Source organism: Paenibacillus humicus NBRC 102415 (assembly GCF_004000905.1).
In the GTDB taxonomy this organism is placed as follows: domain Bacteria; phylum Bacillota; class Bacilli; order Paenibacillales; family Paenibacillaceae; genus Paenibacillus_O; species Paenibacillus_O humicus.
The window spans coordinates 24,671-37,487 of the sequence record NZ_BIMD01000048.1; the positions used below are offsets into that span (position 1 = coordinate 24,671).

The following is a 12,817-nucleotide window of genomic DNA, read 5'->3' on the forward strand; positions in this document are numbered from 1 at the left end:
TGCAGCATAAAAGCCCATCAGAGAGTGGCCCCTGATGGGCTGGCTGCCAAACCGGGCTGCGCGGAGGCTTACAGCGCGGCGGACACTTCGATCGCGCGGCCGAGGAACTGCTCGATCTCGTCTCTCGATTTGCGCAGCTTGCTGACGAAGCGGATGACTTCCTTGCCTTCGCGGAAGGCGATGAAGCTCGGAATGCCGAGAATGTTCAGCTCGGAGCAGAGCTCGGGCAGATCGTCGCGGTCGATCTCGATGAACTCGATCCTGCCCGCGTAGTTCTGCTCGATCTCCGGCATGAACGGATCGATGAAGTGGCAATCGGGACACCAGGTCGTCTTGAAGACGGCCACCGTGACGCCGGAAGAGGCGACGGTTTCGCGGAACTGTTCGTCGGTCGTTACTTTGCGCATGTCAATCACCCTTTTTGTATGGATTTACTCTATCGTACCGGGTTTGAACCGTTTTGTGCAAATCCGCCCGCCGAGCCTCCGCGAGGCTCATGGTCAGGAGCCCTGCGCTTCCGTCTCCCGGCGTCCGAAGCGGCGGACCAGAGGAAGCAGGATCTTGCGCAGAGGGCCAGGGAAGGAGCTGGCGTCGGCTTCCCTGATGACGCCGAGCGCGATCAGAAGGAACAGGTAGAAGATGCCCATCACCGCGCCAGTGGCGACTGTGCCTGCAAAAAAGACGAGCTTGGAAGGCAGAATCGAGCCGAGCACGCCTCGGACGGTCATGTCGGTTCCGTAGCCTGCCGCAGCGGCGATGACGATCGTCAGCAGGTAGGCGGGCCAGCGGCGGCCGAGCACGTTCAGCTCCACCTTGTTCTGGATCACCCTCATGTTCAGCCAGGTGATGATCATGAAGCAGAGCATGGAAGCGATGATGAAGCCGTAGCCGCCCAGCAGCGGGCCGAGCGCCAGGCTGCCGACGATCTTGACGGCGTAGCCGATGATGGCGCTGATCATCGCCGGGCGGGGGTTGCCGAGTCCGAACAGGATCGAGTTGCTCGTCATCATCGTGATCTGGAAGATCGTGCCGATCGTCAGAGCGGCCACGACGCCGCTGGCGCCGGGATCCGAGAACAGCAGCCCGTTGACGGAATGCGCTCCTACCGTCAGCACCAGGGCGGCAGGAACGCCGGTGAAGACGACGATCCGCATGACGAGCGAGGCCTGCTTGCGCACTTCATCCAGCCGTCCGACGGAATTGGCGGCCGACAGCACCGGTATGATCGACTGGCTGAGCGCGATCGCCAGAATCGGCGGGATGCCGGCGATCGACTGCGCGTTGAAGATGAGATAATCGCGGATGCGGCTCGCCGTGTCATAAGCGCTGTAATAGCTGTCCGTCCAGCGGATGAAGAAGGTCGAGTCGATCAGATAGATGAACTGAACCGTCATTGCCGTGACGACGATCGGAACCGACATGGTGAAGATTTCCTTGTAGATGCTGCGCAGCCGCACCGGAGGCGCAGCCGCTTCGGAAGCTGCCGCGCTCTCCCGTTCCCCCCGGCCGAGCGAGCGCTCCTCCTCCATGTCGGAGCGCTTCAGCTTGCGGGCGTAGTACAGCATGACGAGGAAGGCGCCGATGCTGCCGAACACGCTGCCGAAGGTCGCGGCGGCGGAAATCCAGCGGTCCGTCCAGCCGAGATTGAGCACGACAAGCGCAAGTCCGATGCCGACGAGCACGCGCGCGATCTGCTCGACGATCTGGGAAATGCCGCCTGCGGACATCATCTGCCTGCCTTGGAAGTAGCCGCGCATCATCGCGATGATCGGGAACAGCAGCAGCGCCGGCGCGATCGCCCGGATCGACGAGGAGGCTTCCGGCGTGCGGACGAAGCTGGAGGCGTAATAAGGCGCGAATATGTACAGCAGCGTCGACAGCAGGACGCCGGTGACGGCGCCGAACAGCAGCGCGGCGCGGTAGATCCGCTGGGCTTCGCGCGGCCTTCCGAGCGCGTAGCGTTCCGAAACCATCTTGCTGATGGCGCTCGGAATGCCGGCCGTGGCGATGATGAGCAGGTATAGATAGACCGTATTGGCGATGCCGAAATACCCGTTGCCGGGTCCGGAGAACATATAATCCAGCGGAACCCGCTGGAACAGTCCCAGCACCCGAGCGATGAGCGCGGCCGCCGCCAGAATCAGAGTGCCCCGGATGAGGGAGTCTTTTTTGACCATGTTGTCGGGTTCCTTCTTCCTTCACGAATAATACGAATGACCCTGCTAGTGTACCACAAAACGGTCCCTCCCCACACCCGTCCATCCCGGATCGCGCCTGCGCGGCCGCGGCGACAAAAAATCCCGCAGAGAAATCTGCGGGATCGGAGGGCTTTGCCGCAGCGGGCTTGCGCGCGGCCGGAATTAGACGTTTTTAGGCGAGATCGGCTCCAGAGAAGGCACGCTCTGGCCGCGGACCGGAACAGCCGCGCCGGACGGAGCCGCCCATTTGACGGAGTTGGAGATGACCTTCAGCACGTTGGCATCGTAGTAGGTCGGATGCGTCTCGTGGCCAGGACGGAAGTAGAAGATCTTGCCTTGGCCGCGGTGGAACGTGCAGCCGCTGCGGAAGACGTTGCCGCCTTCGAACCAGCTCACGAACACAAGCTCGTCCGGAGCCGGGATATCGAAGTGCTCGCCGTACATTTCTTCCTGCTCCAGCGCGAATTGCTCCGGCAGGCCGGCAGCGATCGGATGCGCGGGATCGACGACCCAGATGCGCTCTCGCTCGCCGGCTTCGCGCCATTTCAAGTCGCAGCCCGTGCCCATGAGCTTCTTGAAGATTTTGGAGAAGTGGCCGGAGTGGAGCACGATGAGGCCCATGCCTTCCATGACCCGCTTGTGCACGCGCTCTACGATGGCGTCCTCGACGCGGTCATGCGCCATATGGCCCCACCAGATCAGGACGTCGGTGTTGTTCAGGACGTCCTCGCTCAGGCCGTGCTCCGCTTCCTCGAGCGTTGCCGTCTTGATGTCGAGGCCGGAGTCTGCAAGCCCTTTGGCCAGCGCGTTGTGGATTCCGTCCGGATAGACGTTGCGGACTTCCTCATGTTCTTTCTCGTGGACGAATTCGTTCCAGATCGTCAGTTTGATCATTGTCGATGGGCTCCTTTAAGTAGGTAGTGGGAAAATGGACATCAGAATGCGAGCCAGAGGATGAACAGGATGATCATGGCGAGCTGCAGGACGATCTTCACTGCCGTGCTCGACAGCAGGCCGACGACGGCGCCGATGCCGGACATGAAGGTGCGCTTCAGGATCGGTCCCGATACGGGCTCCTTGTCCATGGCGATCTTGTACAGCTCCCCGATCATCGCTCCAGCCAGCGGGCCGATGATGAGGCCGAACGCCGGAATGACGAACGGCCCGACGATCAGTCCGATCGTGCTGCCGACGACGGACGCGCGGGAGCCGCCGAACTTCTTGACGCCCCAGGCGCTCACGGCGTAATCGGCGATGAACAGGACGACGACGATGAGCGTCTGGATCGTCCAGAACATCCAGCCGAACGGCGAGAAGCTGATGAAGAGGCCGTAGACGAAAAAGGCCGCGTAGATGGCGAGCGCTCCCGGAAGGATCGGATAGACCGTTCCGGCCATGCCGACAAGGAACAGGATGACAACGAGAATCCATCCGATGATCGCGAGCGTCATCGCCGGCTCACCCTCTCAGCAGCATGTCTCGGATGACATGCGCGACTCCATGCTCGTTGTTGCTCAGCGTAACGGCGTCCGCCGCTTCCTTGACGGCCGCTTGGGCATTGCCCATGGCGACGCCGAGCCCGGCTTGGCGGATCGCCTCGATATCGTTGAGGCTGTCTCCGACAGCGACGGCCTGGGACATCTCGATGCCGAGCACGCCGCACAGCTCGCGGATGGCGGTCGCCTTGTTCACTCCGGCGGGATTGAGCTCGAGATTCCACGGAGACGAGTTGGTGATCTCCATCGAGCCCCAGCTCTCGACCTCGCGGCGGATCTCCTCGCGGATGGAGTCGTTCTCGGTATGATAGCCGAATTTGAGCCAGTGGAAATTATCGTAGCCGTCCGCCGGCTCGATCCACTTTTCCTTGTTGAAGACGCCCTCGACGGAGTATCCCCAGAACCAGGGCTCCGCATGCTGGACGGCAAGCCTGTGCAGACGCTTGATCTCCGAGGCGTTCATGAGCGTCCTCCGGTAGAGCACATGCGGCTTGCTCCAGATCTCGCTTCCGTTGACCGTGATCATCGGGGTGTCCAGCCCGAGCTGCTCCGCGAACGGCAAAGCTCCCTGGAAGCCCCTTCCGGTCGAGAAGCAAACGGTTATTCCCGCCTCCATCGCCCGGCGGATCCACTCCGCGTTCTCTTCGCTTATCGTCTGCTCGTCCGTCAGCAGCGTCCCGTCCATATCGAGGGCAAGCAGTTTGTAATCTCTCATATGTTCCTCCCTGCCAGATGGTGTTGCTTGATATTTTACCATATCGGACAAGGATTCCAAATGCGATTCAGCCGGCTGGATTCATTATACGCCGAGGCGCTGCGGCCGCGCGCCTGCCTATTTTGGCGCATCTGCATGGTATTTTGGCTACGGAGCCGCTCTTTTCGTCTGCGTAAATAAAAAACATCGACGGCAGGCCGGCATCCGGCCGTCTGCCATCGATGGGAGAAAGAGCCGCAAAAGAAGAGAGCCGCTCAGGCGGCTCCCTCCAGGCTTCTCCGTCTCCGCCGCAGCCGTCCCGCCATGAGGCCATGCTTCGGCGAGAGGACGAAGGCGGCCGCGAACAATGCCGCGGCGGCCGCCACGATGCAGCCGGCGATGGAAGCGTCCAGCCATACCGCGAGCAGGAAGCCCAGGAACGTGGAGAGCACGCCGCACGCCGCGCTGATCGCGATCATCCTGCCGAGGCGGTCGGTGAGCAGATAGGCGGTGGACGGCGGAATGACGAGCAGTCCGACGACGAGAATCGCGCCTACGCTTTCAAAGGAGCTCACCGTCGTGACCGATACGAGGCCCATCAGCAAGTAATGGAAGAGGGCGGCCGGAATGCCTAGCGCCGCCGCCAGCAGCGGGTCGAACGCGCACAGCTTGAACTGCTTGTAGAACAGTCCGATGACGGCGAGGATCAGCGTCAGCGCTCCCCCGAGCAGCCATACGGAGCGCGGCCCGATGCCGACCCCGCCGATCTCGAGCGTATTCCATGCCGCATAAGCGATCTCCCCGTAGAGGACGCAGTCCAGGTCGAGGTCGACCTGTCTGGCGTTCAGGCTGATGAGCACGACTCCGATCGCGAACAGCGAGGTGAAGATGACGCCGATCGAGGCATCGCTCTGGATCCCGCGCTGGTTGAACCATTGGATGAGAAAGACGCAGAGCAGCCCCATGAAGGCGGCGGCGATGAGCATCAGGATCGAATCCCGCGATCCGCTGAACATATAAGCGATGACGATTCCCGGCAAGACCGAGTGGCTGATGGCATCTCCGATCAGAGCCATGCGGCGCAGGATGAGGAAGCAGCCGAGCACGGCGCAGCTCACGGCGGCCAGAGAGCCGGTCAGCAGAATCCAGAAGTCCATCATGTCAGCCGGCCTCCTTTGCCTTGCTTGCGGATGCTGCCGGCTCCAGGCTGCGCCGCATGCCCCTCCGGGTCAGCGCGACGACAACGAGCCCCTTGCGGCTGCCGAAGGCGACGGACAAGAGAAAGATCGCCGCTGCCGCCAGCACGCTGACCGGGCCGGTCGGGAGCTGACTCACTTGCGAGCTGATCCAGGCTCCAAGCAAGCCGCTGACAGCCCCGAACAGCCCTGACAGGAGGATCATCCTGCCGAGCCGCTCCGTCCAAAAGCGGGCCGATACGGCCGGAGTGATGAGCAGGGCGGCGACGAGCACGACGCCGACGGCCTGGATGCCGGCGACGACGGCCACGACGACGAGCGCCTGCATCATAAAATCGAGCAGCCCCGTCGGGAATCCCGCTCCCTTGGCGAAGGCGGGATCAAACGACAGCAGCTTGAACTCCTTGAAGAGCAGCGTGCATACGGCAGCCAGCAGCAGGCAGACTCCGGCCATCAGCCGCACGTCGCTGCCCACCATGGAAGCCGCCTGGCCGAACAGGAACTTGTCGAGGCCGCTCTGGCTCCCGTCTCCGCTGTGCTGGATCATCGTCAGCAGCACGATGCCGATGCCGAAAAACGAGGAGAGCACGATGCCCATCGCCGCATCCGCCTTGATCCGCGAGCGCGAGGTGATGAGGCGGATCGCCAGCGTGCCGGCGATGCCGGCAACCACGGCGCCGAGCATGAATACCGGCAGCGACTTGACCCCCGTTAGCAGGAAAGCGACGCAGATGCCGGGAAGCGCCGTATGGGCGATCGTATCGCCCATCAGGCTCTGCCGGCGCAAGTAGGCGAAGCAGCCGATCATGCCGCTGCTCAGGCCGAGCAGCATGCAGCCGAGCGCGATCCAGCGCAGGTTGGGGTCGGAGGCCAGCGCCTCGATGGAAGCCCATAACCCGGTCATAGCCGCCCGCCTCCCTGGAACGTATGGACGGCATCCTGCCGCGGAGCCGGATCATCCTGCCTCCCGCTGGCGGCGGCAGCGGCGCCTGCCCCGGCAAATCCGATCCGTCCACCGTACGTGCGGTGGAGGTTCTCCTCCGTGAATGCCTTGGCGGTAGGGCCGAAAGCCTGGACCGTTACATTCAGGAGCAGCACGGAATCGAAATACTCCGGAACGGTCGCCAGATCATGGTGGACGACGATGACCGTCTTCCCGTCCGCGCGCAGCTTGCGGAGCAGCTCGACGATCGCTTTCTCCGTCGCCGCGTCGACGCCGGCGAACGGCTCATCCATGAAGTAGAGATCCGCATCCTGCGCCAGCGCCCTCGCCAGGAACACCCGCTGCTGCTGGCCGCCGGACAGCTCGCTGATCTGGCGCTCGGCGAATGCCTCCATCCCGACCCCCCTCAGGCACTCCAGAGCGACGGCACGCTCCTTGCGGCCGGGACGGCGGAACCAGCCCAGCCGCCCGTACCGTCCCATCATGACGACATCGAGCGCATGCGTCGGAAAGTCCCAATCGACCGACTCGCGCTGCGGCACATATCCGATCCGCTTGCGGGCGGCATCGATGGTCTCGCCGAATGCCTTCGCTTCTCCTCCAAGCGTCGGCGTAAGGCCGAGAATGCTCTTGATCAGCGTCGACTTGCCGGCTCCGTTCGGTCCGACGATGGCGACAAGCTCCCCTTCCGGAACCGCGAACGTAACTTCCCGCAGCACGGAACGGTTCCGGTAAGCCGTGCTCAGCCCTGCCACTTCGAGGACGATGCGCTTCGGCTTTCCCGCGTCTTGAATGTCCCTATCGGCTGCGGCCTCTTCATATGCGTTCATAATCCGCTCTCTCCCTTCAAAGCCTCTGCGACGGTGTCGACATTGTGGCGGAACATGCCGATATACGTTCCTTCCGGAGTTCCCTTTTCTCCGAGCGCATCGGAGAACAGCTCGCCGCCGATGACGACCTTATGGCCCATCCGGCCGGCCCCTTCCATGACCGATTCGATCGACTTCCGAGGAATGCTCGATTCGACGAAGACGGCGGGAATGCCGTTGGCCACCAGATAGTCCCGCAGCTCGGCGACATCCTTCGAGCCAAACTCCGATGCCGTGCTCATTCCCTGCAGCCCCTTCACCTCCAGCCCGTAGGCCCGTCCGAAATAGCCGAAGGCGTCATGGGCGGTCACGAGCACCCGCTGCCGCTCCGGAATGGAAGCGAGCTTGTCGGAAGCATACTGATGGAGGCTCCGCAGCTCCGCCAGATAAGCGTCGGCCCGCTCCCGATAAGCCTGGGCGTGCTCTGGATCCTTCGCCGCAAACGTATCCCGGATCTTCTCCACCGCATGCATCCACAGCTCCGCATCGAACCAGACATGAGGATCCGGGCTGCCGGGCTGGGTCTCCATCACCTTCCCCTGCGGGATTCCGTCCGTAACAGCGACAACCGTCCGGGAGCGGCCGAGCTTATGCAGCACCTCGGTCATCTTTCCTTCGAGATGCAGACCTCCGTACAGGACGATGTCCGCCTTGTCGAGCTTGACCATATCCCCATGCGAAGCCTTGTACAGATGGGGGTCTACGCCCGGTCCCATCAGCGCCGCCACGCGCACCCGGTCACCGCCTACCGCCTCGGCAGCGTCCGCGATCATTCCCGTCGTCGCCGTCACGGCCAGCTCGCCCCCGCTCTTCCCGGCTCCGGCATCGCCGGAGCCCGAACAGGCCTGGGCAACCATGAGCACGGACAGAAGCAAGCCTGTCAGAGCCAGCCTCTCCACTCTCCTTCTCCATCTTCCTGCCTTCAAATCCCTCTCCCCCTCGACCGCGCCATGATGCCTCCGTGGACATCCCTTCAGTTGGCCATAAGACTTATTTTTTATAGTATACAATAAAGTTTCCATAGCGCAACATATTTTTATTCTGCCAACAGATATTCCGGAAAACAAAAAAAAGCACTCCTAAGGAGTGCTTGGATCCGAAAAACCCTTATCTATCAAGTCATTATCCGAATGCAAAAATGTTTACTTCCAAACCAATTCAGATCTTTCTGACATGGGTTTTGTCAAAATCCGCCGAATCGAACCAATCGCCGGTCGAAGCCCAGGTCGCATCAAGCGGAATCCATTTGCCGCCTTCGTCCATCAGCTTGACCTCATTCCAGGCATGGCTGCCGAACCCTCCGCGGCCGTCGGCTCCAAGCCCCGTCACGACCCGGACCTCCAGTCCGGCCGAGCGCGCCATGACCGCGTACAGGCGAGCCGTATCGATGCATACGCCCTTGCGGGACTTGAACGTTTCCTCCGGCGTCTGCTCTTTCCATATGCCTTTGGACGTGTAATTGTCCGCTTTGTCCCAATCGTAGGCGATCCGCTTGCCGAGCCATTCGTAGAGAAGCTCCGCCTTATCCCGGTCACTGCCTGCGCCGGCTGCGACCTTCCTGGCGGCGTCTCCGATATCGGCCGGGATGTTGGAGTCGATGATCTCGTATCTCCGCTGCAGCACCTGCTGGAACTCGCTGCCGACCGCTTCCGTAATGACCGGACCGCTGCCTGCGAGCAGACCTCCGGCAACCGGCTGCAGCAGCTTGTCCGCCGCCTGGCGGTAGACCGGGGAGCTCTCGATGTTCCCGGCCAACGGAGCCGTTGGAAATACGGATACATAGAGAAACAGCAGGGCGAGAAGCACGAACGAGCGGCCGACCCCGTGCAGGCCGCCGATGACGGCTCCCGCGGCGCGGCTGCTTGAACGGCCGCTGCGGGCTTCTTCGACGCCTTCCTCTGCTTCGCGGGCAGGATAAGCCGCCGCTCCGAACGCTCTCCACGCAAGAGGCGTCAGGGTCGACAGCAGCAGGCGGAGCAGCGCATAGCCGATCAGGAACAAAACGCCGAAGCGAAGCAGAGGCAGGTCCCTCACGCTCGTAAGGAACGTATACCAGGCCTGCTCCAGGCCGGCCATCTCCTTCTGCGGGAGATGGACATGGGCTTGAAGCCAGCGGCTGGCGGGAGAGGAGAGCAGCTGCGCCAGCTTGGCCGCGCCGGCCAGCGCCGCAATCAGCAGCACCCCTTCCCAAATGAAATGAAACAGCCGCTGCGAGGAATTCCTCGCCCCTCTTCCGAAGCCTTGAAGCAGGGAAACGGCGATGACAAGCAGCACGGCAAGCGATACCGGCTCCAGGTCAAGGAGCGGCTGGAGACTGTTCTGGATGATGGCCGTAGACATGTGCATGCCCCCTCCCCTGTTGTCCTTTTACGGCGAAGTCCTATGCTTCGCTGCGGAAAGAGCGTCCGCTCTCTCCGCCATCGGCGTCTCTGAGGCTACTTACCCCGGGCGCCTTCGATCAGCGCCCTGATCGTGCCGTCGATGCTCCATGTTCCGAGCGGAGCCCCCTTGAACGATACATTCACCTTATCCTCGCCCTTTTTTCCTTTGAGCTCCAGATTGTCGGTCTTGACCGTGTAGGTGCCGTCGCCGTTGTCCATGTACTGGGCGCTGCCCGCTTCCCCGGCCATGGCGGTCACCGCCTGATCGCGGACCTTGCCTCCGAGACCCTTCAGATCCTGCAGGTTGTAGCCGCTGTACAGCACAAGGCCGATGACGATGACCGCCGCAAGCGCCCATTTCGCCACGGTCCGCACAATGCCGATGACCAGCAGCAGGATGACGAGTCCTACCGCGAGCACAAGCCAGTTCTCCTTGAAAAAAGTGCTCCATGTCTCATAATCGTAACCCAAGCTGTCCATGACGCGCCATGCCCCCTGTCGCATATCCGCGTTCCCCGGGCCGGCATCCGGCCCCGCGGTCAATAGTCCCATTATAACCGACGCTGCCGGGAGCGTAAACGCGGCCGCAGAGGCGGCGATAAAGCATATCCTGTCCCGCAAGGGCGTACAAGTAGTAAAGTCCTGAACAAGCCGAGTCCGCAAGCCTGAAGGAGGGCAACAACGTGAGAACCGCCATGTGGCTGTACCTGTTTTTATTCGTCGCCTTTTTCGATCTGCATGCCCAGTACCCCATCCTGACTCCGTACGCCGTCTCGCTGGGGGCCGCGCCTTCGTTCATCGGACTGATGATGGGCATGTACTCCCTCACCCATCTGCCGGGCAACATCATCGCCGGCTTCGGCATCGACCGCTTCGGCAGCCGCATGTTCATCGTCTTCAGCCTGCTCGGAGCCGGCGTCATCCTCCTGCTTCAGGCTCAGGTCGCAAATCCATGGCAGCTGCTCGTTCTCCGCTCGATCAGCGGTTTCGTCCTGGCCTTCCTGTCTCCTGCCTGCAGCGCCTTGCTGGCCAGAATGGCGGCGAACGCTCTCCAGCAGGGCAAGCTGATGAGCGGCAGCGGCTTTGTCCACACGCTCGCGTCGGTCGTCTCGCCCGCGGCGGGGGCCTTTCTCGTCGCCCGCATCGGCTTCTCCAGCGCCTTTTACCTGCTGGGCTGGATCTTGATCGGCACCAGCATCTGCGCGCTTCTGTTCATCCGCGACCGCAAGGAGTCGGCCGTGCTGCCGGCGGGACCGCGGTCCTTGAGCCACGCTCCGCCAAAGGCGGCGCTCGCTTCGGCGGCGGCCGTCCCTGTCTGCGACTCCGGCGGGTTCCCGTGGATCGTCTTCCTGCTTCCCGTCGCCATCAGCTGCTCGCAAGGAATTCTCAGCTTCGAGCTCCCGCTCATGTCCACCACTTCCGAGGGCATGATGCGTACCGGATGGCTGTTCTCGGTCGTAAGCGCGGGCGGCCTCATCACCTTGAGCATGCTGTTCCTGAACCGCATTCCGGCATTCCGCCGCACGCTTTGGGGCGCCCTGCTGCTGGCCATCGCCTATTTCGGCATCGCAGCCGGATTCAATGCCCCGCTCGTGTCGATGCTTCTCGTCGTCGGCATGGCCAAAGGCGTCATCTTCCCCGCCCTCTCGACGCTGCTTATCGAGCTGAGCGGAAGCGAGCGGTACGGCCGCACGTTCTCGATCCTGTCGATCGCCTTCTCCATCGGAGCTTTCCTCGGGCCTATGATCGCCGGCCAGGTCCGGCATATCGTCTCGCCGTACTACATTTCCTTCGTCTTCCTCATGCTCGCTGTCGCCGTCCTTCCCTTCCACGGAGGGGGAGGCCGGAACCGGATTCCCGCAGCGCCATCCGCCCAATTGCCGAGAACTGGGTGAATGCACAGGGCGGGTACCATGCAGGGACATATACTGAACCATGTCTGACGGACCGCCAGCTCGTTGCCCGCGGGACGGCGGCCGGATGACCCCACCAAGCAGCAAAGGGGTGACCAATACAATGTCTTATGTCGAAGGTGCAGGTGTAGGCTGTGCTCCCGTAGGCGGAGCAGTGGGAGGAGTCTGGACTTCCACTGGCGCAATCCTCGTTCTGTTCATTCTGCTCGTTATCATCATCAGCAGCTTCTGCTTCTAATGACGATATGAGAACTGGTTTCCCGCTCTCATAAAACTTGAGGCCTGCCGAATTCGGCAGGCCTCCTTTTTTTGGGGCAAAGACAACCGGGCGGCGTTGAATAACCGGCGCTCCAAGGTTAATCTTAGTGGATAAGGAGGCGATTCCCGTGGAAGAAGCCGTCATCATCGTCGAGGGCAAAAACGACCGGAGCCGCCTCCGGCGCGTGCTGTCGGAAGAAGTTCCGATCCTGTGCACCTTCGGCACTCCGGGCTCGAAGCAGCTGGAGACGCTTCGCAAGCAGGCCGGCGGCAGCCAGGTCTACATCTTCACCGACAACGATTCTTCCGGCAGACGCATCCGCGGCATTCTGCGCGACGAGTTCCCGGACGCCGAGCATATCTATACCCGGCGCGGGTATCCCGGCGTCGAAGGAACACCCGAGGAATACCTGCTGGAGCAGCTTCTCAAGGCAGGCTTCGAGTCCGAGCTTATTTTCCCCGATGCGGGACCGGAGCCCCGCTGGTCCAAAGAGGACGGGCTCTAAGGAGCTTGGCTATGGCTGCAGGTCTTGCTTCTCCTTGCAGCAGCGCCGGCCTGCCGGCGCAGCCTTGCCTGCATCGTCAGCGGGCTCGCCATTGGCGCAGCTATGCTTTTGCTCTCTTTAAGCCGGACTCACGGTGCGGCCGGCTTTCCCTTGCCGCGCTGCCCAGCCGCACGGCCGGCTCGCTCCTGCCCGCTGCTTAGCCAGCGAAGGCGGGCCGCCGCATCCGGAAAAGCGGCAGCGGTCGCCTTTGAAGCCGGGCTCCTACCGAGGTATCGGCCAAGTTCACAGGAACCTGGGTTCAACAGCGATGGGAGGAGCGGCGGCTTGCCGAGCGGCCTTGGGCGCAGCGGCTTGCCGGGCTTG

The 12,817-nt window shown here is 62.3% G+C and carries 13 protein-coding genes; 2 read left to right on the top strand and 11 right to left on the bottom strand.

All coding sequences use genetic code 11. The features are described 5' to 3' along the window. Window positions 1-68: 68 nt before the first annotated feature. From PHU01S_RS21345 to PHU01S_RS21395, 11 genes are all read right to left on the bottom strand, one after another. The gene (locus PHU01S_RS21345; protein ID WP_021880645.1) at window positions 69-431 is read right to left on the bottom strand and encodes a thioredoxin family protein; all 363 of its coding nucleotides are present in this window, start codon (window positions 429-431) and stop codon (window positions 69-71) included. A gap of 69 nt (window positions 432-500) precedes the next feature. Continuing rightward, entirely contained in the window at window positions 501-2,177 is a 1,677-nt protein-coding gene (locus tag PHU01S_RS21350) for a putative polysaccharide biosynthesis protein (protein WP_127509836.1), read from the bottom strand. Window positions 2,178-2,360: 183 nt separating this feature from the next. After that, window positions 2,361-3,092, bottom strand: coding sequence for a ThuA domain-containing protein (locus tag PHU01S_RS21355; protein ID WP_127509838.1), 732 nt, complete (start codon window positions 3,090-3,092; stop codon window positions 2,361-2,363). 41 nt (window positions 3,093-3,133) lie between these two features. Then, a complete protein-coding gene (locus tag PHU01S_RS21360; RefSeq protein ID WP_076353707.1) occupies window positions 3,134-3,649 on the bottom strand; it encodes a DUF456 domain-containing protein in 516 nt (171 codons plus the stop codon). A 7-nt stretch (window positions 3,650-3,656) separates the two neighbouring features. Then, a complete protein-coding gene (locus tag PHU01S_RS21365; protein ID WP_076353705.1) occupies window positions 3,657-4,409 on the bottom strand; it encodes a Cof-type HAD-IIB family hydrolase in 753 nt (250 codons plus the stop codon). 254 nt (window positions 4,410-4,663) lie between these two features. Further along, window positions 4,664-5,548, bottom strand: a complete 885-nt coding sequence (locus PHU01S_RS21370) for a metal ABC transporter permease (protein ID WP_127509840.1) — start codon at window positions 5,546-5,548, stop codon at window positions 4,664-4,666. Window position 5,549: 1 nt separating this feature from the next. Next, on the bottom strand, window positions 5,550-6,488 hold the full coding sequence (locus PHU01S_RS21375; RefSeq protein ID WP_076353701.1) for a metal ABC transporter permease: 939 nt from the start codon (window positions 6,486-6,488) through the stop codon (window positions 5,550-5,552). Further along, on the bottom strand, window positions 6,485-7,357 hold the full coding sequence (locus tag PHU01S_RS21380; RefSeq protein ID WP_127509842.1) for a metal ABC transporter ATP-binding protein: 873 nt from the start codon (window positions 7,355-7,357) through the stop codon (window positions 6,485-6,487). The genes PHU01S_RS21375 and PHU01S_RS21380 overlap by 4 nt, the downstream gene beginning before the upstream one ends. After that, entirely contained in the window at window positions 7,354-8,253 is a 900-nt protein-coding gene (locus PHU01S_RS21385) for a metal ABC transporter solute-binding protein, Zn/Mn family (protein WP_127509848.1), read from the bottom strand. Before PHU01S_RS21385 ends, PHU01S_RS21380 begins: the two co-directional genes overlap by 4 nt. A gap of 301 nt (window positions 8,254-8,554) precedes the next feature. After that, window positions 8,555-9,736, bottom strand: a complete 1,182-nt coding sequence (locus tag PHU01S_RS21390) for a transglutaminase domain-containing protein (protein ID WP_127509844.1) — start codon at window positions 9,734-9,736, stop codon at window positions 8,555-8,557. 95 nt (window positions 9,737-9,831) lie between these two features. After that, window positions 9,832-10,257, bottom strand: a complete 426-nt coding sequence (locus PHU01S_RS21395) for a hypothetical protein (RefSeq protein WP_048744973.1) — start codon at window positions 10,255-10,257, stop codon at window positions 9,832-9,834. Window positions 10,258-10,460: 203 nt separating this feature from the next. On the opposite strand from PHU01S_RS21395, the gene PHU01S_RS21400 reads away from it, so the two are divergent. Both PHU01S_RS21400 and PHU01S_RS21405 read left to right on the top strand, forming a co-directional pair. Beyond that, window positions 10,461-11,672: an MFS transporter gene (locus tag PHU01S_RS21400; RefSeq protein ID WP_127509846.1), complete on the top strand. Its 1,212-nt coding sequence runs from the start codon at window positions 10,461-10,463 to the stop codon at window positions 11,670-11,672. 404 nt (window positions 11,673-12,076) lie between these two features. Continuing rightward, the gene (locus PHU01S_RS21405; protein WP_048744971.1) at window positions 12,077-12,454 is read left to right on the top strand and encodes a ribonuclease M5; all 378 of its coding nucleotides are present in this window, start codon (window positions 12,077-12,079) and stop codon (window positions 12,452-12,454) included. Window positions 12,455-12,817: the final 363 nt, after the last annotated feature.